General features: G+C 59.9%; 23 protein-coding genes. 10 read left to right on the forward strand and 13 right to left on the reverse strand.

Features of this window, described 5'->3' with window-relative positions:
- The first annotated feature begins 42 nt into the window (after window positions 1-42).
- Both NH234_RS26950 and NH234_RS26955 read left to right on the forward strand, forming a co-directional pair.
- Entirely contained in the window at window positions 43-1,467 is a 1,425-nt protein-coding gene (locus NH234_RS26950) for a peptidoglycan DD-metalloendopeptidase family protein (RefSeq protein ID WP_085731728.1), read from the forward strand.
- A 3-nt stretch (window positions 1,468-1,470) separates the two neighbouring features.
- The gene (locus NH234_RS26955; RefSeq protein WP_367254885.1) at window positions 1,471-2,562 is read left to right on the forward strand and encodes an anhydro-N-acetylmuramic acid kinase; all 1,092 of its coding nucleotides are present in this window, start codon (window positions 1,471-1,473) and stop codon (window positions 2,560-2,562) included.
- A 74-nt stretch (window positions 2,563-2,636) separates the two neighbouring features.
- On the opposite strand, the gene erpA is transcribed toward NH234_RS26955, so the two are convergent.
- Window positions 2,637-2,987, reverse strand: coding sequence for an iron-sulfur cluster insertion protein ErpA (gene erpA, locus NH234_RS26960; RefSeq protein WP_003228776.1), 351 nt, complete (start codon window positions 2,985-2,987; stop codon window positions 2,637-2,639).
- A gap of 166 nt (window positions 2,988-3,153) precedes the next feature.
- Window positions 3,154-4,188, reverse strand: a complete 1,035-nt coding sequence (gene argC / locus NH234_RS26965; protein WP_085731726.1) for an N-acetyl-gamma-glutamyl-phosphate reductase — start codon at window positions 4,186-4,188, stop codon at window positions 3,154-3,156.
- Between the two features lie 135 nt (window positions 4,189-4,323).
- On the opposite strand from argC, the gene hemJ reads away from it, so the two are divergent.
- The 6 genes from hemJ (at window position 4,324) to coq7 (ending at window position 8,822) form a co-directional block, all read left to right on the forward strand.
- A complete protein-coding gene (hemJ, locus tag NH234_RS26970; RefSeq protein ID WP_085731725.1) occupies window positions 4,324-4,752 on the forward strand; it encodes a protoporphyrinogen oxidase HemJ in 429 nt (142 codons plus the stop codon).
- A gap of 33 nt (window positions 4,753-4,785) precedes the next feature.
- On the forward strand, window positions 4,786-5,754 hold the full coding sequence (locus NH234_RS26975; protein ID WP_085731724.1) for a nitronate monooxygenase family protein: 969 nt from the start codon (window positions 4,786-4,788) through the stop codon (window positions 5,752-5,754).
- 94 nt (window positions 5,755-5,848) lie between these two features.
- A complete protein-coding gene (locus NH234_RS26980; RefSeq protein WP_367254887.1) occupies window positions 5,849-6,799 on the forward strand; it encodes a DUF805 domain-containing protein in 951 nt (316 codons plus the stop codon).
- A 61-nt stretch (window positions 6,800-6,860) separates the two neighbouring features.
- On the forward strand, window positions 6,861-7,649 hold the full coding sequence (locus NH234_RS26985; RefSeq protein WP_367254888.1) for an SDR family NAD(P)-dependent oxidoreductase: 789 nt from the start codon (window positions 6,861-6,863) through the stop codon (window positions 7,647-7,649).
- Between the two features lie 80 nt (window positions 7,650-7,729).
- Entirely contained in the window at window positions 7,730-8,068 is a 339-nt protein-coding gene (locus tag NH234_RS26990; protein ID WP_003228789.1) for a histidine triad nucleotide-binding protein, read from the forward strand.
- Window positions 8,069-8,174: 106 nt separating this feature from the next.
- Entirely contained in the window at window positions 8,175-8,822 is a 648-nt protein-coding gene (gene coq7, locus NH234_RS26995; RefSeq protein ID WP_007956317.1) for a 2-polyprenyl-3-methyl-6-methoxy-1,4-benzoquinone monooxygenase, read from the forward strand.
- 60 nt (window positions 8,823-8,882) lie between these two features.
- Here the strand turns inward: coq7 and speD are convergent, their stop codons facing one another.
- On the reverse strand, window positions 8,883-9,677 hold the full coding sequence (speD, locus tag NH234_RS27000; RefSeq protein WP_007956315.1) for an adenosylmethionine decarboxylase: 795 nt from the start codon (window positions 9,675-9,677) through the stop codon (window positions 8,883-8,885).
- 237 nt (window positions 9,678-9,914) lie between these two features.
- A complete protein-coding gene (locus NH234_RS27005; RefSeq protein WP_007941657.1) occupies window positions 9,915-10,337 on the reverse strand; it encodes an OsmC family protein in 423 nt (140 codons plus the stop codon).
- A 236-nt stretch (window positions 10,338-10,573) separates the two neighbouring features.
- Here NH234_RS27005 and crp point away from each other — a divergent pair, with 236 nt between their 5' ends.
- The gene (gene crp, locus NH234_RS27010; protein ID WP_085709238.1) at window positions 10,574-11,218 is read left to right on the forward strand and encodes a cAMP-activated global transcriptional regulator CRP; all 645 of its coding nucleotides are present in this window, start codon (window positions 10,574-10,576) and stop codon (window positions 11,216-11,218) included.
- 10 nt (window positions 11,219-11,228) lie between these two features.
- Here the strand turns inward: crp and NH234_RS27015 are convergent, their stop codons facing one another.
- The 4 genes from NH234_RS27015 to NH234_RS27030 form a co-directional block, all read right to left on the reverse strand.
- Window positions 11,229-11,927, reverse strand: coding sequence for a lipoate--protein ligase family protein (locus tag NH234_RS27015; protein ID WP_085731721.1), 699 nt, complete (start codon window positions 11,925-11,927; stop codon window positions 11,229-11,231).
- 95 nt (window positions 11,928-12,022) lie between these two features.
- Window positions 12,023-12,859 (reverse strand): indole-3-glycerol phosphate synthase TrpC, encoded by an 837-nt coding sequence (gene trpC / locus NH234_RS27020; RefSeq protein WP_085731720.1) that lies wholly within the window; start codon window positions 12,857-12,859, stop codon window positions 12,023-12,025.
- Window positions 12,856-13,905: an anthranilate phosphoribosyltransferase gene (gene trpD, locus NH234_RS27025; RefSeq protein ID WP_096817925.1), complete on the reverse strand. Its 1,050-nt coding sequence runs from the start codon at window positions 13,903-13,905 to the stop codon at window positions 12,856-12,858. The genes trpC and trpD overlap by 4 nt, the downstream gene beginning before the upstream one ends.
- A gap of 9 nt (window positions 13,906-13,914) precedes the next feature.
- Window positions 13,915-14,508, reverse strand: coding sequence for an aminodeoxychorismate/anthranilate synthase component II (locus tag NH234_RS27030; RefSeq protein ID WP_007956309.1), 594 nt, complete (start codon window positions 14,506-14,508; stop codon window positions 13,915-13,917).
- 404 nt (window positions 14,509-14,912) lie between these two features.
- On the opposite strand from NH234_RS27030, the gene estP reads away from it, so the two are divergent.
- Entirely contained in the window at window positions 14,913-16,823 is a 1,911-nt protein-coding gene (gene estP, locus NH234_RS27035) for an esterase EstP (RefSeq protein WP_367254889.1), read from the forward strand.
- Window positions 16,824-16,892: 69 nt separating this feature from the next.
- Here the strand turns inward: estP and trpE are convergent, their stop codons facing one another.
- The 5 genes from trpE to NH234_RS27060 all read right to left on the reverse strand — a co-directional run bounded on the left by trpE (window position 16,893) and on the right by NH234_RS27060 (window position 22,127).
- Window positions 16,893-18,371 carry an anthranilate synthase component I gene (gene trpE, locus NH234_RS27040; protein ID WP_367254891.1) on the reverse strand — a complete coding sequence of 493 codons (1,479 nt, stop codon included), beginning with the start codon at window positions 18,369-18,371 and terminating at the stop codon, window positions 16,893-16,895.
- 71 nt (window positions 18,372-18,442) lie between these two features.
- The gene (locus NH234_RS27045) at window positions 18,443-19,261 is read right to left on the reverse strand and encodes a phosphoglycolate phosphatase (RefSeq protein WP_085688443.1); all 819 of its coding nucleotides are present in this window, start codon (window positions 19,259-19,261) and stop codon (window positions 18,443-18,445) included.
- The gene (gene rpe / locus NH234_RS27050; protein ID WP_003228808.1) at window positions 19,258-19,932 is read right to left on the reverse strand and encodes a ribulose-phosphate 3-epimerase; all 675 of its coding nucleotides are present in this window, start codon (window positions 19,930-19,932) and stop codon (window positions 19,258-19,260) included. Before rpe ends, NH234_RS27045 begins: the two co-directional genes overlap by 4 nt.
- Window positions 19,933-20,046: 114 nt before the next feature.
- Complete coding sequence (locus NH234_RS27055; protein ID WP_085731717.1) at window positions 20,047-21,195, reverse strand: iron-containing alcohol dehydrogenase; 1,149 nt, start codon at window positions 21,193-21,195, stop codon at window positions 20,047-20,049.
- Window positions 21,196-21,302: 107 nt separating this feature from the next.
- Complete coding sequence (locus NH234_RS27060) at window positions 21,303-22,127, reverse strand: ABC transporter permease (RefSeq protein WP_085709230.1); 825 nt, start codon at window positions 22,125-22,127, stop codon at window positions 21,303-21,305.
- Window positions 22,128-22,132 lie beyond the last annotated feature (5 nt).

A 22,132-nucleotide genomic window follows, 5' to 3' on the forward strand; every position in this document is an offset into this window, starting at 1 on the left:
ATTCATCTTTTCCAATTCATCTTTTCAAAGTCAAAACTACTTATGACCACTGAACCGTCTAAAGCGCCACCGCTTTACCCGAAGACCCACCTGCTTGCCGCAAGTGGGATCGCCGCCCTTCTCAGCCTGGCGCTCCTGGTATTTCCCTCCAGTGATGTTGAAGCCAAAAAGACGACCCTGAGCCTCGAACTGGAAAGTCCTGCTGAACAACTGACACAAGACCAAGACGCTGCTGACGCGGTTCAAGCCACAAATGAGCCAGTAGCCTCGCCCTTCGCTCAGATCGAAAACAGCGCAGAAGACAAACCTGAAACCGCCGAGGCCGCGCCAGCGCCTGCACCGGTCGCGCCTGAAAAGAAGGCTCCAGGCCACAGGGAAGTGATCGTCTCCAAGGGTGACACCCTTTCGACATTGTTCGAGAAGGTAGGCCTCCCCGCCGCTGCCGTGCACGAAGTTCTGGCCAGCGACAAACAGGCCAAACAGTTCAGCCAGCTCAAACACGGCCAGAAACTCGAATTCGAACTCAATCCACAAGGTCAACTGACCAATCTTCACAGCAAGGTCAGCGACGTTGAAACCATTACCCTGACCAAGAACGACAAGGGCTATGTCTTCAACCGCGTTACCGCCAAGCCAACCGTTCGTACCGCCTATGTCCACGGCGTGATCAATAGTTCCCTGTCCCAGTCCGCCGCCCGCGCCGGCCTGTCCCACAGCCTGACCATGGATATGGCCAGCGTATTTGGCTACGACGTCGATTTCGCCCAGGATATCCGCCAGGGTGACGAGTTCGACGTGATCTACGAGCAGAAAGTGGTCAATGGCAAAGCCGTCGGCAATGGTCCGATCCTGTCCGCCCGCTTCACCAACCGCGGCAAGACCTACACGGCCGTGCGCTACACCAACAAGCAGGGTAACAGCAGCTACTACACTGCCGACGGCAACAGCATGCGCAAGGCGTTCATCCGCACGCCGGTGGACTTCGCCCGCATCAGTTCCAAGTTTTCCATGGGCCGTAAACACCCGATCCTCAATAAGATTCGCGCCCACAAAGGTGTCGACTACGCAGCTCCACGCGGTACGCCTATCAAGGCTGCCGGTGATGGCAAAGTACTGCTGGCCGGTCGCCGTGGTGGTTACGGCAACACCGTGATTATTCAGCACGGCAATACCTACCGCACGCTGTACGGCCATATGCAAGGCTTCGCCAAAGGCGTGAAAACCGGCGGTACCGTCAAGCAAGGCCAGGTGATCGGTTACATCGGCACCACCGGCCTGTCCACCGGACCGCACCTGCACTACGAGTTCCAGGTCAACGGCGTTCACGTCGATCCATTGGGCCAGAAACTGCCAATGGCCGATCCGATCGCCAAATCCGAGCGCGCACGCTTCCTGGCGCAGAGCCAGCCGTTGATGGCGCGCATGGACCAAGAGAAGGCCACCATGCTGGCTTCGAGCAAGCGTTAAGCCATGGCTCTTTATATCGGCGTGATGTCCGGAACCAGCCTCGATGGTCTGGACATCGCCCTGATCGAGCAGACCTCGGCGATCAACCTGATCGCCACGCACTACATTCCCATGCCTGATTCCCTGCGCGCCGAGCTACTTGGCTTGTGCGCCAGCGGCCCCGATGAGATCGCCCGCTCGGCCATTGCCCAGCAGAACTGGGTGAAGCTTGCAGCAACAGGTATTCACGCCCTGCTCGAACAGCAACAGCTCAAACCCGAAGCCATTCGCGCGATCGGCAGCCACGGCCAGACCATTCGCCATGAGCCGGCACGCGGGTTCACCGTACAGGTCGGCAACCCTGCGCTGCTGACCGAGCTGACCGGGATTACCGTTGTTAGCGATTTCCGCAGCCGCGATGTGGCTGCCGGCGGCCAAGGCGCCCCTCTGGTCCCGGCCTTCCATGAAGCTTTGTTCGAAGAGCGTACCGGCAACCGCGCGGTCCTGAATGTCGGCGGGTTCAGCAATCTCAGTCTGATCGAGCCGAACAAGCCTGTAGCCGGTTTCGACTGCGGCCCCGGGAATGTTCTGATGGACGCGTGGATTCATCGCCAGCGTGGCGAAAACTATGATCGCAACGGTCAATGGGCAGCCAGCGGTAAAGTTGAACCAACCCTACTCAAGGCATTGTTGAGCGATTCCTTCTTCTCGACCAAAGGTCCGAAGAGCACCGGCCGGGAAGTATTCAACCTGCCCTGGCTAGAACAGCATCTGTCACACCTGCCGGATTTCGCTCCCGAAAACGTACAGGCAACTCTGCTCGAACTGACAGCACTGACCATCGTCGAGTCGCTGCAAACCGCTCAATCGAATACTGAAGAACTCCTGGTCTGCGGCGGTGGCGCCCACAACGCGACCCTGATGAAACGCCTGGCCGACCTTCTGCCCAACACGAAAGTCGCCAACACCGCGACCCACGGTGTCGATCCAGACTGGGTCGAAGCCATGGCCTTTGCCTGGCTGGCCCATTGCTGCCTTGAAGGCATCACCGCCAATCGCCCCAGCGTCACCGGTGCAAAAGGCCTGCGCATACTTGGCGCCATCTACCCCAATTGAGATAAAACGCAGATAACAAAACGCCGCAGAACCGTGAGGTTCTGCGGCGTTTTGTTGTGTACGGTGAGGCGAGATCAGATCGAGAACGAAGAACCGCAACCACAAGTGGTGGTGGCATTCGGGTTCTTGATCACAAAACGCGAACCTTCCAGACCTTCCTGATAGTCCACCTCGGCACCCGCCAGGTACTGGAAGCTCATCGGATCAACCACCAGACTCACGCCTTCGCGCTCGACGATGGTGTCGTCCTCGGCCACATCTTCATCGAAGGTGAAGCCGTACTGAAACCCTGAACAACCGCCGCCCGTAACGAATACGCGCAGCTTCAAGCGATCATTCCCCTCTTCATCGACCAGGCTCTTCACCTTGTGCGCGGCACCCTGAGTGAATTGCAAAGCCGTGGGGGTGAAGGATTCGACGCTCATGCTGACTATCTCCCGGCGTTACGCCGCCATAATGCGTGATGACGCGCATTATCCGCTTGTCCTAGAAAATCGGTCAACTATTGTTACGGTATATCAATAAAGCCATCAGCGACCCAGAATGCAAAAAGGCCCGTCAGACGGGCCTTTTCATCAAGCAAGATCAGTCTTACGGCAGCATGCCCGCGTGGGACAGACCAAAACGCTCATCCAGACCGAACAGAATGTTCATGTTCTGCACCGCTTGACCCGACGCGCCCTTGACCAGATTGTCGATCACCGACAGCACCACCACCAGATCACCATCCTGTGGACGATGAACCGCGATACGGCAAACGTTCGCGCCGCGCACGCTGCGGGTTTCCGGATGGCTGCCGGCTGGCATCACGTCGACGAACGGTTCATTGGCATAACGCTTTTCGAACAGCGCCTGCAGATCCACCGAGCGATCCACCACGGTCGCATAGAGCGTGGAATGAATGCCACGAATCATCGGCGTCAGGTGTGGCACGAAGGTCAGACCGACATCCTTGCCTGCTGCACGACGCAGACCCTGACGAATTTCCGGCAGATGACGGTGACCTTTCACCGCATAAGCCTTCATGCTTTCCGACGTCTCGGAGTACAGCGAGCCTACGGCAGCACCACGACCGGCACCGCTGACGCCCGACTTGCAGTCGGCGATCAACAGCGAAGTATCGGCCAGACCTGCCTCAAGCAATGGCAGGAAACCCAGCTGCGTTGCAGTCGGATAGCAACCCGGCACCGCGATCAGGCGTGCTTTCTTGATTTGCTCACGGTTGACTTCCGGCAAGCCGTAAACCGCTTCGTCCAACAGCTCCGGCGCACCGTGCGGCTGGCCGTACCATTTGGCCCATTCTTCGGCGTCCTGCAGACGGAAATCCGCCGACAGGTCGATTACCTTGGTACCCGCTGCCAGTAATTCACCGGCCAGTGCGTGGGCAACGCCGTGCGGAGTGGCGAAGAACACCACGTCGCAAGCGCCCAGGGTCTTGATGTCCGGCACGCTGAACGCCAGACCGTCATAGTGACCGCGCAGGTTCGGGTACATATCAGCCACGGCCAGACCAGCCTCGGATCGGGAAGTGATCACCACCACTTCTGCCTGCGGATGCTGTGCCAACAGACGCAGCAGTTCGACACCGGTGTAACCCGTGCCGCCGACGATACCGACCTTGACCATAAACCTGCCCTCAACGAACCCACTGGAAAGCCGTCGATAATAGGGGCCGCGCGCCCCTGCGACAACCGTCAAGGTGACGTGCGGACGCTCAAGCCTCTACTATCCGGCCTACCGTGAATTGGGGAATAACCAAAAATGCTCTATCTATGGATCAAAGCGCTGCATATCGTCAGCATCGTGTGCTGGTTTGCCGGCCTCTTCTACCTGCCACGACTGTTCGTTTATCACGCGCAAAGTGAAGACACGATCAGCAAGGAACGCTTCAGCACCATGGAGCGCAAGCTGTATCGCGGCATCATGGGCCCGGCGATGATTGCCGCGCTGATCTTCGGCGGCTGGCTGATCTACCTGAACCCGAGCATCTTCAGCAGCGGCGGCTGGATCCACGCCAAGCTGACCCTGGTCGTGTTGTTGATCGGCTATCACCACATGTGCGGCGCGCAGGTAAAACGTTTTGCCCGTGGCGAGAACACCCGCAGCCATGTCTTTTATCGCTGGTTCAATGAAGTGCCGGTTCTGATATTGCTGGCTATCGTAATTCTGGTCGTGGTCAAGCCGTTCTAACTTCAACTGGTTCAACTTTCCGGGGTGCTTCCGATGTCGCTGCCCGCTCTGCTCGAACAACGTCTGCGCTTGCCTGTCGTAGCCGCGCCGATGTTCCTGATTTCCAATCCAGAACTGGTGCTCGCGTGCTGTCGCAATGGCGTGGTGGGTAGCTTTCCGGCACTCAACCAACGCGAGAGCAGCGGGTTCAAGGCCTGGCTGGAACAGATCGAAGCGGGATTGGTGACATTGGATAACCCGGCGCCGTATGCCGTGAACCTGATTGTTCACAAGAGCAATCCACGTCTGGAGGCGGATTTGAACATCTGCGTCGAGCACAAGGTGCCTATCATCATCACCAGTCTTGGCGCAGTGAAGGAATTGGTGGACGCGGTGCACAGCTACGGCGGCCTGGTTTTCCACGACGTGACGACTCGCCGCCATGCGGAAAAAGCCGCCGAAGCCGGCGTCGACGGATTGATCGCCGTTGCTGCCGGTGCCGGCGGACATGCCGGCACCTGGAGCCCGTTCTCGCTGATTGCCGAGATTCGTCAGTTCTTCGACAAGACGCTGCTGCTTGCAGGATGTTTGAACCATGGCCATGAGATTCTCGCCGCACAGCTGCTTGGCGCGGATTTGGCCTACTTCGGAACACGATTCATCGGTACGACCGAAAGTCATGCGACCGACGCCTACAAGGAGATGCTCCTGACAGCCAAGGCCGCGGACATCATTCATACTCCTGCCGTGTCTGGAGTACCGGCCAGTTTCATGCGTCAAAGCCTGGAAGCTGCCGGCTTCGACATGGCTTCGCTACAAGGCAAGGGTGAAGTCAACTTCGGCGACAAACTCAAGCCGATCAATGATGAAGCCAAAGCCTGGAAAACCGTGTGGTCGGCAGGCCAGGGTGTCGGGGAAATCGAGGACCTGCCGAGCGTGGATCAACTGGTGGCGCGCCTCGATGCCGAGTATCGCCAGGCCCTGGAGCACGCAGCTCAACTTCCGAAACGCTGGCCACGCTGAGAAAATTCCGGCCAGTCGTTGCGTGACTGGCCTTACACTGAGCGACTGCAACACGTTTCAATTCAATTTCTTTCGCGACAAGGATGCCTCGGTCATGAGCGAACCGCGTTACAAGATCGTTTTCGACGGAGCCCTTCAGCCTGGCGTCGATATCACCACGGCCAAACTCAATCTGGCCGACCTGTTCAAGAGTGACGTGGCCGGCATCGAGCGCCTGTTCAATGGACGCGCCGTTGCCCTCAAGCGCGACCTCTCACACAGCGACGCCCAGACCTATCTGCAAGCGCTAAGCAAGACAGGGATCGACGCCCGGATCGAGCCGGAAACAGCCATTGAACTGAATCTGTCCGATGTTCAGGAACAGTCCGCCGCCGTGGCAGAGCCTGATTCTCCTTATGCACCGCCTCGGGCCAGTGTCGGTGAGCAATTGCCGGAGTTCTCCACCCTGAAGCCACTGAGTGTCGAAGGCCGGATCGGACGCCTGCGTTACCTGGCATGGTCGATGGTACTGAGTCTGGTGACCCTGCCAATCATCGGTGTGTTTGCACTGATCGGTCTGGGCCTGGTGAGCGCCGACTCGACCTCCGGCCTGATCATCGGCGGTATCTTCGCCTTCTTCCTGTTCCTGGCCTTCGCGATCGTCGGCATCCTGTTCAGCGTGCAGCGTCTGCACGATATCGGCTGGTCAGGCTGGCTCTGGCTGCTGACACTGGTACCGTTCGTGGGCAGCTTCTTCCCCCTGGTGATCATGGTCATGCCGGGCAATACCGGCGCCAATCGCTATGGCCCGCCACCGCCACCGAACAGCACCGCCGTCAAAGTGCTGTGCTCCCTGTGGATTGTCATTATTGGATTGTTCTTCGTCGGTGGAATGCTGGGCGGGATCTCTGCGATCCAGCAGGAGTACGAAACCAGCCTCGAAAGCAGCTATGAGAGTGGTTCGGTGACCGCCGATGAAGTCGATGTCGAGGTCGAGCCCGAGCCGAATTCGGTGGACGATGCAGCCGAAGCCGCGCCGGCCCCTGTAGACTCTGCGAAAGAATGAACAGCGCTCCCCGCCGTGACACCTGCGTCCACGGCGCGGAGCTGTTGCGATGGAGAATTGCATGACCCGTTACGCTCTGATCACTGGCGCTTCCAGCGGCATCGGCCTGGCCATGGCCGAAGCCCTGGCCCGCCGTGGCCGCAGCCTGATTCTGGTGGCCCGACAGCGTGATCAGCTGGAAAGCATTGCGATTGAACTGACCCAGCGTTTTGGTGTGGAGGTGCTGTTCCGGGCCTGCGACCTGGGCGAGCCGTTGCGCCTGTCCGGTTTTTTGCTGGAGCTTGAAGAAGGCGACCGGCAGATTGATCTGCTGGTGAACTGTGCTGGCATCGGCACCTGCGGTCCGTTCCTGGCCCAAGACTGGATGACCGAGCAGGACCTTATCGAGGTGAACATCCTCGCCCTCACCCGCCTGTGCCACGCGATCGGCAACAGCATGGCCCTGCAGGGTGGCGGGCAGATTCTCAACGTAGCGTCGGTGGCGGCGTTCAATCCCGGCCCGTGGATGAGCACTTACTACGCCAGCAAGGCCTACGTCCTGCACTTCTCCGAAGCACTGCGGGTGGAACTGAAAAAATGCGCAGTGAAAGTCTCGGTGCTCTGCCCAGGCCCGACGCGCACGGCGTTCTTTCGCACAGCGCAACTGAACAACGACAAACTCAACGCCAGCAAACTGCTGATGAGCCCCGAAGAGGTCGCGCTTTATACCGTGCGCGCCCTGGAGAAAAACCGCGCGATCATCATTCCCGGGCGCCGGAACCGCTGGTTAGCCTTTCTGCCACGGCTGGGTTCGCGCTGGCTCAACCGCACCATCGTCGGCATGGTCAACAAAGCCTACTGCCCGCGCTGAAGGGCCGGCAGGCAAATGGCTGGGCGCGGTGATCCCTCGTGGGTACACTCAGCCCAGCTCACACAACGGAGAAAACAGCTGTGGATACTCTGTTCACCAAGATCATCAACCGGGAAATCCCGGCGAAGATCATCTACGAGGACGACCAGGTTCTGGCGTTCCACGACATCGCCCCACAGGCACCAGTGCATTTTCTGGTGATCCCGAAGAAACCGGTGCGCACCCTCAACGACCTGACCGAAGACGACAAAGCACTGGCCGGGCATATCCTGTTCACCGCTCAGCGTCTGGCGCTGGAGCTGGGTTGCGAAGAAGGCTTCCGGGTGGTGATGAACTGCAATGAAAAGGGTGGGCAGACGGTCTACCACATTCATATGCACGTACTCGGTCAGCGTCAGATGAACTGGCCGCCGGGCTGATCGAACTCGAAATCTGTGGGAGCGCCCTGCTCCCACATGACCCAGCGCAAACCTTCCCCGGCCGATTCGGTTAAACTGGCCGCCGAGATTCTTCCCGGAGGTCAGCATGACTACCCAACGTCACTATTCGCCAATTGACCGTCTTCTGCTGCAAGCCGATGCCGCGATGCGAACCCTGCTGCCCTTCAGCGGCCAACCGTACCGCCCGTCGCCAGCCATCGTGCAGCCCGACGTGCAGATGAGCGACGAAGACACCCGCCACGTCGCCGGCCTGATGCGCATCAACCATACCGGCGAAGTCTGTGCCCAGGCGCTATATCAAGGCCAGGCACTGACCGCCAAGCTGCCGCAGGTACGCGAAGCCATGGAGCATGCGGCCGAAGAAGAGATCGATCATCTGGTCTGGTGCGAACAGCGCATTCATCAGTTGGGCAGCCACACCAGCGTGCTCAATCCGCTGTTCTATGGCATGTCGTTCGGGATCGGCGCAGTTGCCGGACTGATCAGCGACAAGGTCAGCCTCGGCTTTGTCGCGGCGACCGAGCATCAAGTCTGCAAACACTTGAACGAGCATCTGGAACAACTGCCGGCCGAGGATGAAAAATCCCGGGCGATTCTGGAACAGATGCGTATCGATGAAGAACATCACGCAGAAAGTGCGCTGGAGGCTGGCGGTTTCCGCTTCCCGGCACCGGTGAAATTCGGCATGAGCCTGTTGGCAAAAGTAATGACCAAAAGCACCTACCGGATCTGAAAAACGCCCATAAAAAAGGCGACTGCCGCAAAGCAGTCGCCTTTTTTGTGCCTGGATTTCTTAGCTCGGCATATTGCGTGCGTAGAAGATTTCCAGCATTTCGTGTTTCACACGCTCGGTCACCTGAGCACGTTGCTCGGACGACAGATTGCTGGTGGCATCGCCGAACAGGTAGTTATCCAGTTCGAAGTTCTTCAGCAGCATTTTGGTGTGGAACAGGTTTTCCTGATACACGTTCACGTCGGTCATCTGGTACGCGTCGCGAGTATCTTCGGAAAGGTAGTTCTGGATTGAATTGATCTCGTGGTCGATGAAGTGCTTGTTGCCTTCAACGTCACGGGTGAAGCCGCGCACACGGTAATCCACGGTCACGATGTCCGAATCGAACTGGTGAATAAGGAAGTTGAGCGCTTTGAGCGGTGAAATGACACCACAGGTCGACACATCGATGTCCACACGGAACGTCGCAATACCGGCGTCCGGATGGATTTCCGGGTAGGTATGCACCGTGATATGACTCTTGTCGAGGTGGGCCAGGATGATTTCCGGCAGCGGACCCGGGGACTCTTCGATCTGGCTTTCGGTCGGGGTGACCGGTTCTTCCGAGATCAGAATCGTGACGCTGGCACCCTGAGGCTCATAGTTCTGACTGGCAATGTTCAGAATGTTGGCACCAATGATTTCGACAACTTCCGTGAGGATCTGCGTCAGGCGTTCCGCGTTGTACTCTTGATTGATGTACTCGACGTAAGCCTGCTGGTCTTGCGGGGTTTCCGCGTAGCAGATGTCATAGATGTTGAAGCTCAAGGTCTTTGTCAGGTTATTGAACCCGTGGAGCTTGAGTTTGCTTTTCACCGTTAAAAACTCTCTATGTATGCGGCCCGGCCGCGTGATCAAGCATGCCCGTCAAGTGCGAACAACGCACCTGCGTAGGACGGTTAACACCTCTTCGCGATGGCGATTTTGGTTATCTGTTCAGGCGGATGACCCGTCGGTTGACCGGTCACTGCCCTGAAAAAAGTGGCGCATTATGCAGACGTCAGCGGGGGATCGCCAGAGTCTGCACTGCTTTTATGATAGTTGAATGTCGGCTTAGCCGAGTTCGATGATTTCGTAGTCGTGGGTGATCGCTACGCCGGCCGCGCCGAGCATGATCGAGGCCGAGCAATACTTCTCCGCCGACAGCTCGATGGCGCGTTTGACCTGGGCCTCTTTCAGGCCACGGCCCTTGACCACGAAGTGCATGTGAATCTTGGTGAACACCTTCGGATCTTCGGTCGCGCGTTCGGCTTCCAGGAAAGCCTCGCAGCTTTCAACGGCCTGACGGGACTTCTTCAGGATGCTGACCACGTCGAAGTTGCTGCAACCGCCAACGCCCAGCAGGAGCATTTCCATCGGGCGAACACCCAGATTGCGACCACCGGCGTCCGGCGGACCGTCCATGACCACGACATGACCGCTGCCGGATTCGCCGAGGAACATGGCTTCGCCAGCCCATTGGATGCGTGCCTTCATCGCCAAGACTCCACTGTAGAAAAAAGGGTCGCCAGCTTAGCACAGGGGCCCGGTTTGACTGCGAGCGGTGATCCTAGGACCGATGCCTTTACCGCGTAGGTAATTTCTCGAATTTTCGACGAAGTGTCTGGTAAGCTGGCGCCAATTCACTGGCGCCCAGCCAGTTTTGGTAGCAACCGCCTCAGTGCCTCATATAAAAACCAAATATAACCGTGCAGTCTTTTCGGGATACAACCATGGTTGGTATTACCCCCACACCTAAAATCAAGAACCTCGACAAGCTGCTGATGCATTGCCAGCGCCGGCGCCATGCGGCCAAGAGCAACATCATCTGCGCCGGGGATCGCTCGGACACGCTGTACTTCATTATCCGCGGCTCGGTCACGATCCTGATCGAGGACGACGACGGCCGCGAGATGATCATCGCGTACCTGAATGCCGGGGATTTCTTCGGCGAGCTGGGCCTGTTCGAACAGGCCGGCCAGGAACAGGAGCGCAGTGCCTGGGTGCGGGCCAAGGTCGAGTGCGAAGTCGCGGAAATCAGCTACGCCAAATTCCGTGAGTTGTCGCAGCAGGATCCAGACATTCTTTACGTGCTCAGCGGACAAATCGCACAACGCCTGCGCAACACCACGCGCAAGGTCGGCGATCTGGCGTTCTTCGACGTCACTGGCCGTGTTGCTCGCTGCCTGCTGGAGCTGTGCAAGCAACCCGACGCGATGACCCACCCGGACGGCATGCAGATCAAGGTCACCCGCCAGGAAATCGGGCGGATTGTCGGTTGTTCGCGGGAGATGGTCGGTCGCGTGCTCAAGGATCTTGAAGAACGCAACCTGGTGGATGTGAAAGGCAAGACCATGGTGGTCTTCGGCACTCGCTGAGTTAGAAAACTCAGCCGGCGTAGATCTGCGCCAGCATCAAACGAAAGAGCTCATCGAGACGCGCCAAGGCATGGGGCGCCGGGAATTTCTCATGCAGCGCGATGTGGCTGGCGGCACGTACCCGTTGCTCCAGGCCACACGCCTCGTTGAAGCGATTGACCGCCGCGACCATCGATTCGCGTTCGTCCTCCAGCAGCATCGCACCATGCACCAAACCCACCGGGCGCTGACCGCCCTGACTCTGGCGCCAGCGTTGAGCGGTGCCCACCATCTTGCGTCCGTCTAGGTTGACGTTGAAACGACCGTCGCAGAATGCGCCGTCGATTTCACCCAGCGACGAGGTGCCGCCCAACTCATCCAGCAACTGACAGATCGGATCACACAGACGCCGGTAACCGGTTTCGATGCGGTTCAGATCACCTTCGCTGCGAGGCGGCGCGTAGACCAGTGCAATGTTGATGGTCGATGCCGATTGCGGAACTGGTTCACCACCGGTTTCACGCAGCAACACCGGCCAGCCGGCAGCAGCGGAGACTTCGCAGGCGTGATCGAATCCGGGCAAGCGGTTCAAACGGCGAGGCATGACCAAAGCGCGGTCGCTGGGCTGCCAGAACAGCAAGCCAAATTCAGCATCACCGGCGCAGACCGAGGCCAGCAGATCCTGTTCGGCTTGCAGGCCGACTTCGATGGTCAGGGAAGTGGGGATCATAAGGTTTCCATAGGACGTTAAGCCTGAGGTGAATCTTATGCTGCCTTCGCGGGCAAGCCCGCTCCCACAGGGGGCGGGTGCCTGCGAAGACTCGATCAGTCGAGGGTCGAACCGCTCACCGGAACGCCGCGCTCAGGGAAGAACAGGCGTTGCAGCTCAATGCCCGGGCTTTCGGCACGCATGAACGCTTCACCGACCAGGAACGAGTAAACATCGCTGATTTCCATCAGTTCGACATCGGCACGGTTGAGGATTCCGCTTTCGGTGATCACCAGACGATCACGCGGAATGCGCGGCAGCAGGTCGAGGGTGGCTTCCAGGCTCACGTCGAAGGTGTGCAGGTTACGGTTGTTGACCCCGACCAGCGGCGTGTCAAGAGTCTTCAATGCGCGCTCCAGCTCATCGCCGTCGTGCACTTCCACCAGCACATCGAGACCGACGCCTTTGGCCACCGAAGCCAGTTCGGCCATTTTCACGTCATCCAGCGCGGAGACGATCAACAACACGCAATCGGCGCCCAAGGCACGGGCTTCGACGATCTGGTACGGATCGATCATGAAGTCCTTGCGGATCACCGGCAGCGAGCAGGCCGCGCGGGCCTGTTGCAGGTAGGCATCGGCGCCCTGGAAGTAGTCGATATCGGTCAATACCGACAGGCAGGTCGCCCCGCCCTTCTCGTAGCTTTTGGCGATGTCGGCGGGAACGAAGTTCTCGCGGATCACGCCCTTGCTCGGCGACGCCTTCTTGATTTCGGCGATCACTGCCGGTTGTTTCTTCTTGGCCTGCGCCAGCAAGGCACGGGCAAAACCTCGGGGTGCATCGGCCGCCTTGGCCAGACTTTCCAGCTCGCTCAGGCTCACACGGGCGCTACGCTCGGCGACTTCCTGAACCTTGCGGGCCAGAATGTTTTCCAGAACCGTCGGTACACTCATCCCTCATTCTCCACTTTGAATACCGCGGTAAAGGCACCCAACTCCTCGAGCTTTTCCCGAGCGAGGCCGGTGTGCAGAGCGTCGTGGGCAAGCGCCACGCCTTCTTTCAGACTTGTTGCCAGATCGGCCGCGTACAGCGCCGCACCGGCATTGAGCACGATCATTTCCGCAGCCTTCTGGCCGTTCTCGGTCTTGCGCTTGCCCAGCGCGTCGCGGATCAGTGCCAGCGAGGCTTCCGGGCCTTCGACCGACAGACCGTGCAGGCTCTGGCTCTTCATGCCCAGATCCTCCGGCTCGACCCAATATTCGGTGATCTCGTTGTTCTTCAGCTCGGCCACAAAGGTCGGTGCAGCAAGGCTGAACTCGTCCAGACCGTCCTTCGAGTGCACCACCAGCACATGTTTGCTGCCCAGACGCTGCAAGACTTCGGCCAACGGCCGGCACAACGCCTGTGTGAATACACCGACTACCTGATGTTTGACGCCGGCCGGATTCGTAAGCGGGCCGAGCATGTTGAACAGGGTACGCAGGCCAAGGTCACGGCGCGGGCCGGCAGCGTACTTCATGGCTTTGTGATGAGTCTGGGCAAACATGAAACCGATGCCGACGTTGTCGATACAACGCGCCACCTGAACCGGGGTCAGGTTGAGGTAGATCCCGGCGGCTTCAAGCAGGTCGGCGCTGCCGCTCTTGCCCGACACCGCGCGGTTGCCATGCTTGGCCACGGTGCAACCGGCAGCAGCTACGACAAAGGATGAAGCGGTGGAAACGTTGAAAATGTTTGCACCGTCACCGCCGGTACCGACCACATCGACCACGCCGTCGAGAGTCTTGAGTTCGACCTGATCGGCCAACTCGCGCATCACCGACACCGCGCCGACGATTTCGTCGATGCTTTCGCTCTTCATGCGCATGGCCATCATGAACGCGCCGATCTGCGCGTCCGTGCATTGACCGGTCATGATTTCGCGCATCACGTCGCGCATTTCATCGGTGCTGAGGTCGAGGTGATCGACGATACGGCTCAGGGCTGTCTTGATATTCATGGAGAGTCCTTAGCGCGTGCCGCCGGTTTGTTTGAGGAAGTTGGCGAACAGTTCATGGCCCTGTTCGGTGAGGATCGATTCCGGGTGGAACTGTACGCCCTCGATGTTCAGGGTCTTGTGACGCAGGCCCATGATTTCGTCGACCGAGCCGTCATCGTGCTGAGTCCACGCGGTCAGCTCCAGGCAATCGGGCAGGGTCTCGTGCTTGACGATCAGGGAATGATAGCGGGTGACCGTCAGCGGGCGATTCAGACCGGCAAATACGCCCTTGTCCTCGTGGAATACCGGGCTAGTCTTACCGTGCATCACTTGCCGGGCACGTACCACATCACCGCCAAAGGCCTGGCCGATGGACTGGTGGCCGAGGCAGACACCGAGGATCGGCAGTTTGCCGGCGAAGTGCTTGATGGCTTCGATGGAGATACCGGCTTCGGTCGGCGTGCACGGACCGGGGGACACCACGATTCGTTCCGGGTTGAGCGCCTCGATTTCGGCAATGGTCAGCTCGTCGTTGCGCACGACCTTGACCTCGGCACCCAGCTCGCCGAGGTATTGCACAACGTTGTAAGTAAAGGAGTCGTAGTTGTCGATCATCAGCAACATGGCGTTTCGAACCTCTTGAATTCTGACTTGGAAACAGCCTTCGGATGACTTGCCAGGACGCTGCACAATGTCGGACGCACAGGTGGCGACGGCAAAGCGGCATTTCAAACGGGCAAGGAAGGCAAAGCGATACAGATCCGGCGGGGCCGGCAGAAAAGATTCAGGCGCGCCAACGCCAGCGGGCGTGTGCCTTGATGACTTGATCCAGGAGTTTGCTGGTGATCAACACGGGGAAGGTCTCGTTCATACGTTCCCGCACAGTAACTTAGCTGGGCAGAGCGTGCAATATGGCCGGGCCTGACGGGGGGGAAAACTATGGGAGGGTTGACGACCGATGGCAAAACGCCGGAGGTTTTTGGTACTGTCGTTTCGTTCCATACAACAATAAATAAACGGACTTGCTCATGATCAAACAGACATTGTTTGTACCGCTCGCCGGATGCCTGCTCGCAATCGCCTGCGCCCAGGCGAGTGCCGCGCCCAATCCTTATTCGAACTTCGTTGTCTTCGGGGACAGCCTCAGCGACGCAGGGACGTTCTCCGACCCTGACGGTCCGACGGGCTCGGTCAAGCGATTCACCAACCGTACAGGCCCGAACTACCAGGACGGCAGCGGTGAGTTCTACTCCCTGAACGCCACCCAATTGATCGGCGGTCGACTGGGCTTCACGCCGAATCAGACGGCGTCCGCTGATTCGGCGGTACGCGCCGGCCAGGGTTTGCCGGACGGCAATAACTGGGCAGTGGGCGGCTACCGAACTGACCAGATTCTCGACTCGATCACCACTACATCCGCCAGCGGTGAACGCACCCGCGCCGGCTACCTGCCGTCGAACGGTTTGCGCGCCGACCCGAATGCGCTGTATTACCTGACCGGGGGTGGCAACGACTTCCTGCAGGGGCGCGTCACAAGTCTGCCTCAGGCCAACGCCGCCGCCGATCGACTTGTCGACAGCGTACGCACCCTGCAAGGCGCGGGCGCTCGCTACATCATGGTCTGGCTGCTGCCCGACATCGGCCTGACCCCAGCCATCAACGGCTCGCCGCTGCAAAGCTTCACCTCGCAACTCAGTGCCCAGTTCAACACCGAACTGGTGAGCCAACTGCAGACGGTCAATGCCAACGTCATTCCGCTGAACATTCCGGTCCTGCTGAAGGAGGCGTTTGCCAATCCCGCGCAGTTTGGCCTGGCCACTGATCAGAACCTGGTCGCCACCTGCTTCAGCGGCGACGGCTGCACCGAGAACGCCCGGTACGGGATCAACAGCGCCACGCCGGACCCGACCAAGCTGATCTACAACGACTCGGTACACCCGACCGAAGCCGGGCAACGCTTGATTGCCGACTACGCCTACTCGTTGCTGGCCGCCCCGTGGGAACTGACCCTGCTGCCGGAAATGGCCCAGGGCACGTTGCGCGCACATCAGGATGAACTGCGCAATCAATGGCTGGCCGACTGGGAAAACTGGCAAGGCGTCGGGCAATGGCGAGCGATTGTCTCCGCTGGCGGCCAGCATCAGGACTTCGACGACCAGCATGCAGGGGCAAGCGCCGACGGCAACGGTTACAACCTGAACATCGGTGGCAGCTACCGCCTCGACGACGCCTGGCGTGTCGGTGTGGCGGCGGGTTTCTATCACCAGAAAATCGAAGCCGGCGACAACGACTCCGAGTACAAACTCAACTCCTACATGGGCACCGCATTCGCCCAGTACCAGCAAAACCGCTGGTGGGGTGACCTGGCCGTTACCGCCGGACATCTGGACTACGACAGCCTGAAGCGCAAGTTCCAGCTCGGAGTCAACGAACGTGGCGAGAAAGGCGATACCGACGGCTACGTACTGGCCATCGGCGGCCGCGTCGGCTACGACATCGCGCCAGAGGCGAGCAGCCCATGGCACCTGTCGCCCTTCGTCAGCGCAGACTTTGGCAAGGTGGAAGTGGATGGTTACTCGGAGAAAGGCGCAGACGCCACTGCGCTGACCTTCGATGATCAGTCGCGCAACTCCCGCCGTCTCGGCCTCGGCATCCAGGGCAAATACCAGATCACCGCACAGACCCAGGTCTTCGGCGAATTCGCCCACGAGCGCGAATACAACGACGACGCCCAGGATCTGACGATGAACCTCAACAGCCTGCCGAACAATCGCTACACCCTGGAAGGCTACACACCGCAGACCAACCTGAACCGCCTGAACCTGGGCGTCAGCCACAACCTCACCAAGGAAGTCGCCCTTCGCGCCAGCTACAACCTTCGCAAGGATGACGACTTTACCCAGCAAGGGGTCAATATCGGCGTCAGTCTCGACTTCTGATCAGTCGGCAATAAAAAACGCGGCGCCCTCACAGGCGCCGCGTTTTTTTGTGGCTGAATCCCCCGTCGCTCAGTCCGGGGTTTGCTCCGCCAGCGCAACAGCCCGGAACATCGCCCGACGCTTGTTGATGGTTTCTTCCCACTCCAGCGCCGGCACCGAGTCGGCAACGATGCCGCCACCGGCCTGCACGTGCAGCTCGCCGTTCTTGATCACTGCGGTGCGGATCGCAATGGCGGTATCCATGTTGCCGTTCCAGGCGAAGTACCCAACCGCGCCGCCATACACCCCACGCTTGACCGGCTCCAGTTCGTCGATGATTTCCATCGCGCGGATCTTCGGCGCCCCGGACAAGGTGCCCGCCGGCAGAATCGCCCGCAGCGCGTCCATGGCGGTCAGGCCGGATTTCAGCTGGCCGGTGACGTTGGACACGATGTGCATCACGTTGGAATAACGCTCGATGACCATTTTCTCGGTGAGTTTCACCGAACCGATTTCCGAAACGCGACCGGTATCGTTGCGACCGAGGTCGATCAGCATCAGGTGCTCGGCGATCTCCTTGTCGTCCGACAGCAGGTCTTCTTCCAGCGCCACGTCCGCCTCTTCGGTGGCCCCGCGAGGGCGGGTGCCGGCAATCGGGCGTACGGTGATCAGATTGTCTTCGACCCGCACCAGCACTTCCGGCGAACTGCCGACGACGTGGAAATCGCCGAAGTTGAAGAAGTACATGTACGGCGTCGGGTTGAAGCAACGCAGCGCGCGGTACAGATCGATCGGTGCAGCCTTGAAGTCGATCGACATACGCTGGGACGGCACCACCTGCATGCAGTCACCGGCGAGGATGTATTCCTTGATGGTGTCGACGGCTTTTTCGTAGTCGTCCTGGGTGAAACTGGAGCGGAACACCGGCTCGGCGGCCTGCTGCTTGCTGAAGTCCAGGCCACGGCGCGGGGTGATCGGCTGACGCAGTTTTTCCAGCAGTTCCTGCAACTGCGCGTGGCCCTGCTCGTAGGCATCGGCCTGCGCCGGATCGGCCAGCACGATCGCGTGCATCTTGCCGGCGAGGTTGTCGAACACCACCACCGCATCGGAGACCATCAACAGAATGTCCGGCACGCCCAGCGGATCCGGGTTTGGGCATTTGCCGAGGCGCTTCTCTACATAACGCACGCAGTCATAACCGAAGTAACCCACCAGGCCTCCGTTGAAGCGCGGCAGACCGGCAATGGTCGGCACGTTGTAGCGGGCCTTGAAGGTTTCGACGAAGGCCAGCGGGTCTTCGACGTCGTGGCTTTCGGTCTCGACGCCATCGACGGTGATGCTGACGCGATGGTCGTGAACCCGCAGTACAGTGCGGCATGGCAGGCCGATGATCGAGTAACGGCCCCATTTCTCGCCGCCCTGCACCGATTCGAGCAGATAGGAGTTGGGCTGGTCGGCCAGTTTCAGGTAGATCGACAGCGGTGTGTCGAAGTCGGCCAGGGTTTCGCAGGCCAGCGGGATGCGGTTGTAGCCGTCAGCGGCCAGACGCAGGAATTCTTCGCGGATCATAGGTTGCCTCGTGGTGTGAGGTGCAAATCAGTCAGGTGTGCAAACGCGCCGGCAGGCCGGCCAGGAACAAGTCAGGCGCGCCAACGCCAGCGGGCCAGGGCCTTGATGACTTTCATCCAGAGTTTGCGGGTGACCACCACGATGGCGTTTCCAGAAGGGGATTGAGAAGCGTCGGGCAACGTTATCTCAGCGGCCGTATCCAGGCAACCGGGAATTAGCTTGCGCAGATCGTCGATCACCAGCGCCGGGGATTCCTCGGCAATCGGCCGGCCATGGTTGTAGCCATAGCTGAGCGCGACACATTTGACCCCCGCCGCTTTCGCCGCCAGCACGTCGCTGCGCGAATCACCGACGAACAGCGATTGCGAGGCCGGGATGCCGGACATCTTCATGACAAAGAACAGCGCTGCCGGATCAGGCTTTTTCTGCGGCAACGTATCGCCGCCGATGATCCACTTGAAGTAGCGGCCGATCTTCATCTGATCCAGCAGCGGAGCGACGAAGCGCTCCGGCTTGTTGGTGATCAGCGCCATGGCCACGCCCTGCTTGTGCAGCCATTTCAGGGTGTCGCGCACGCCGGGATAGACCACGGTCAGCTCATGGCTGGCGCCGTAGGCTTCCATGAACACCTCCAGCGCATGCTCGGCTTCGACGTCATCCACGGCGGAATGGTCGATGCCGCCGGCCAAGGCGCGGCGTACCAGCACCGGCGCGCCGTTGCCGACCCACTCGCGCACCGACTCGATACCGGCAGGCTTGCGCCCGAGGGAGAGCAGCATGTTATCCACAGCTGCCGCCAGGTCGGGTACCGAGTCGATCAGCGTGCCATCCAGATCGAACATCACCAACCGCGGCAGTTGCCCCGGGAACAGCTGCTCAAATCCGCTCATGGGCGAGCCAGCGCCAGTTCGGAACGCATCTTGTCGATGACTTCCTGATAGTTCGGCGCATTGAAGATCGCCGAGCCGGCCACGAAGGTGTCGGCGCCGGCAGCGGCGATTTCACGGATGTTGTTGACGTTGACGCCGCCGTCGATTTCCAGGCGGATGTCACGGCCCGAGGCATCGATGATCGCGCGCGCTTCGCGCAACTTGTCGAGGGTGCCGGGGATGAACTTTTGCCCGCCGAAGCCCGGGTTGACGCTCATCAGCAAGACCATGTCGACCTTGTCGATCACGTACTTGAGCACGTCCAGCGGGGTCGCCGGATTGAACACCAGGCCGGATTTGCAGCCGCCCTCACGGATCAGTTGCAGCGAACGATCGACGTGCAGCGTGGCTTCCGGGTGGAAGGTGATGTAGGTGGCGCCGGCCTCGATGAAGTCGCCGACGATGCGATCCACCGGGCTGACCATCAGATGCGCGTCGATCGGCGCGGTGATGCCGTACTTGCGCAGCGCGGCGCAGACCATCGGGCCGATGGTCAGGTTCGGCACATAATGGTTGTCCATGACATCGAAGTGAACGAAGTCGGCACCGGCGGCCAGAACGTTGTCCACTTCCTCGCCCAGGCGGGCGAAGTCGGCGGAGAGAATCGACGGAGCAATAACGAAGGGCTGCATGACGCACCTTTTCTGAGCTAAATCACGATGGCGCGCATTGTATACCTCAAGTTTCCGCGCGCGCACCGTGACCGCGATGATTGGGTTGTGCCATGACCGGCGGCCGGCCGGTTCTCAGTACGCTGCCCGGTAGATCTTCTCGATGTCGGCGGCGCTGAGCTTGCGCGGGTTGTTGCGCATCAGGCGCTCGATCCCCGCGGCCTCTACGGCCATGGCCGGGATCGCCTCTTCGGGCACGCCGAAACTGTGCAAACCCTGCGGAATTTCCACCGCCGAACACAGTTCGGTCATCGCTGCGACGGCGCTGTCGGCCGCTTCATTGAGACTCAGATGAGCGGTCTTCACCCCCATGGCTTCGGCAATATCCTGCATCCGTTCGACGCAGGCCATCTTGTTCCAGGTCATCACATACGGCAGCAACAACGCGTTGCTCACGCCGTGGGCAATATTGAAGCGCCCACCCAGCGGATACGCCAGCGCGTGCACCGCACCGACCCCGGCATTGCCGAACGCCATGCCGGCCATCAGGCTGGCGGTGGCCATGTCCTCCCGAGCTTGCAGGTTGGAGGGGTTGGCGTAGGCCTTGGGCAATGACCGGGCGATCAACTTGATTGCGCCGATGGCCAGCGAATCGGTGATCGGTGAGGCATTCAGTGACAGATAAGACTCGATGGCATGCACCAGCGCATCGACGCCACTGGCGGCGGTGACACTGCGCGGGCAGGTCAGGGTCATCTGCGGACTGACCAGCGCCACGTCCGGCAACAGATAATCGCTGACGATCCCCTTCTTCAACTGGGCGACCTTGTCCGAAAGAATCGCCACGTTGGTCACCTCGGAACCGGTGCCGGCCGTGGTCGGGATGGCGATCAGCGGCGGACCCTTGCGCGGCACCTGATCAACGCCGAACAGATCTTCCAGCGCACCGTGGTAACCGGCGTACGCGGCAACACTCTTGGCGATGTCGATTGCACTGCCGCCGCCCAGACCGATCAGCCCGTCATGCCCGCCCTCGCGATAGACGCGCATGCAGTCCTCGACGATGGCGATTTCCGGATCCGGCAGCACCCGGTCGAAAATTTCGTACTCGCGCTCGCCGATCTGCGCCAGCGCCAGCTCCACCGTGCCGGACTTGACCAGTGCGGCATCAGTGACGATCAGCGGGTTATCGATATCCAGCCGCGTGAGCTCGACCGCCAGCTGCTCGATGGCCCCGGCGCCGGTGATCAGTTTGTGAGCGATCTTGAACGAGGAAAGACTCATCGTGCGCAGCCTCTTATAGATGTGGGAGCTGAGCACAAGCGTAGCTGGGGAATTGGGGTTGTCTGTCATTCAGCGCATGAATGGCAGACAACCCGCATTTGTCGACGTCAGACCTGAGCAGTACGCAGCTTCTCACTCCGCCCACGCAACCACTCCAGCGTCAGCAGCAGAATCACCGAGAAGGCAATCAGCAGAGTTGCAGCCGCCGCAATCGTCGGGCTCAGGTTCTCGCGAATCCCGCTGAACATCTGCCGTGGCAACGTCGCTTGCTCGGGACCTGCGAGGAACAACGTCACCACCACTTCATCGAACGATGTCGCAAAGGCAAACAACGCCCCGGAAATCACCCCCGGCGCAATCAGCGGCAAGGTCACCCGACGGAATGTCACCAACGGCGAAGCGCCAAGACTGGCCGCCGCCCGCACCAGGTTATGGTTGAACCCCTGCAACGTCGCTGACACGGTGATGATCACGAACGGCACACCCAGCACCGCGTGCACCACGATCAGCGAGAAGAAACTGTTGCCCAGGCCCAGCGGCGCGAAGAACAGGTAGCTGGCCACGCCGATGATCACCACCGGCACCACCATCGGTGAAATCACCAGCGCCATCACCAGCGCCTTGCCGGGAAAGTCGCCACGGGTCAGGCCGATGGCCGCCAGCGTGCCGAACACCATCGCCAGTACGGTGGCGGCCGGGGCGACGATGATGCTGTTCTTCAGCGAGCGCATCCATTCCGCCGAGGCGAAGAAGTCCTGATACCAGTGCAGCGAGAAACCTTGCAGCGGGTACACCAGGAAGCTGCCCGAGTTGAACGACAGCGGCACGATCACCAGCACCGGCAGGATCAGGAACAACAGGATCAAGCCGCAGAGAATCCGCAAGCTGTAGAACCACACCCGCTCGACGGGCGACATATAAGGACTCAGCATTTCAA

It is taken from the genome of Pseudomonas sp. stari2 (genome assembly GCF_040760005.1).
Classification (GTDB): domain Bacteria; phylum Pseudomonadota; class Gammaproteobacteria; order Pseudomonadales; family Pseudomonadaceae; genus Aquipseudomonas.

Bases quoted from the DNA above. Each gene is read 5' to 3' on its own strand.
- NH234_RS26950 (WP_085731728.1), top strand. From the start codon at position 43: ATGACCACTGAACCGTCTAAAGCGCCACCGCTTTACCCGAAGACCCAC.
- NH234_RS26955 (WP_367254885.1), top strand. From the start codon at position 1,471: ATGGCTCTTTATATCGGCGTGATGTCCGGAACCAGCCTCGATGGTCTG.
- erpA (WP_003228776.1), bottom strand. From the start codon at position 2,987: ATGAGCGTCGAATCCTTCACCCCCACGGCTTTGCAATTCACTCAGGGT.
- argC (WP_085731726.1), bottom strand. From the start codon at position 4,188: ATGGTCAAGGTCGGTATCGTCGGCGGCACGGGTTACACCGGTGTCGAA.
- hemJ (WP_085731725.1), top strand. From the start codon at position 4,324: ATGCTCTATCTATGGATCAAAGCGCTGCATATCGTCAGCATCGTGTGC.
- NH234_RS26975 (WP_085731724.1), top strand. From the start codon at position 4,786: ATGTCGCTGCCCGCTCTGCTCGAACAACGTCTGCGCTTGCCTGTCGTA.
- NH234_RS26980 (WP_367254887.1), top strand. From the start codon at position 5,849: ATGAGCGAACCGCGTTACAAGATCGTTTTCGACGGAGCCCTTCAGCCT.
- NH234_RS26985 (WP_367254888.1), top strand. From the start codon at position 6,861: ATGACCCGTTACGCTCTGATCACTGGCGCTTCCAGCGGCATCGGCCTG.
- coq7 (WP_007956317.1), top strand. From the start codon at position 8,175: ATGACTACCCAACGTCACTATTCGCCAATTGACCGTCTTCTGCTGCAA.
- NH234_RS27005 (WP_007941657.1), bottom strand. From the start codon at position 10,337: ATGAAGGCACGCATCCAATGGGCTGGCGAAGCCATGTTCCTCGGCGAA.
- crp (WP_085709238.1), top strand. From the start codon at position 10,574: ATGGTTGGTATTACCCCCACACCTAAAATCAAGAACCTCGACAAGCTG.
- NH234_RS27015 (WP_085731721.1), bottom strand. From the start codon at position 11,927: ATGATCCCCACTTCCCTGACCATCGAAGTCGGCCTGCAAGCCGAACAG.
- trpC (WP_085731720.1), bottom strand. From the start codon at position 12,859: ATGAGTGTACCGACGGTTCTGGAAAACATTCTGGCCCGCAAGGTTCAG.
- trpD (WP_096817925.1), bottom strand. From the start codon at position 13,905: ATGAATATCAAGACAGCCCTGAGCCGTATCGTCGATCACCTCGACCTC.
- NH234_RS27030 (WP_007956309.1), bottom strand. From the start codon at position 14,508: ATGTTGCTGATGATCGACAACTACGACTCCTTTACTTACAACGTTGTG.
- estP (WP_367254889.1), top strand. From the start codon at position 14,913: ATGATCAAACAGACATTGTTTGTACCGCTCGCCGGATGCCTGCTCGCA.
- trpE (WP_367254891.1), bottom strand. From the start codon at position 18,371: ATGATCCGCGAAGAATTCCTGCGTCTGGCCGCTGACGGCTACAACCGC.
- NH234_RS27045 (WP_085688443.1), bottom strand. From the start codon at position 19,261: ATGAGCGGATTTGAGCAGCTGTTCCCGGGGCAACTGCCGCGGTTGGTG.
- rpe (WP_003228808.1), bottom strand. From the start codon at position 19,932: ATGCAGCCCTTCGTTATTGCTCCGTCGATTCTCTCCGCCGACTTCGCC.
- NH234_RS27055 (WP_085731717.1), bottom strand. From the start codon at position 21,195: ATGAGTCTTTCCTCGTTCAAGATCGCTCACAAACTGATCACCGGCGCC.
- NH234_RS27060 (WP_085709230.1), bottom strand. From the start codon at position 22,127: ATGCTGAGTCCTTATATGTCGCCCGTCGAGCGGGTGTGGTTCTACAGC.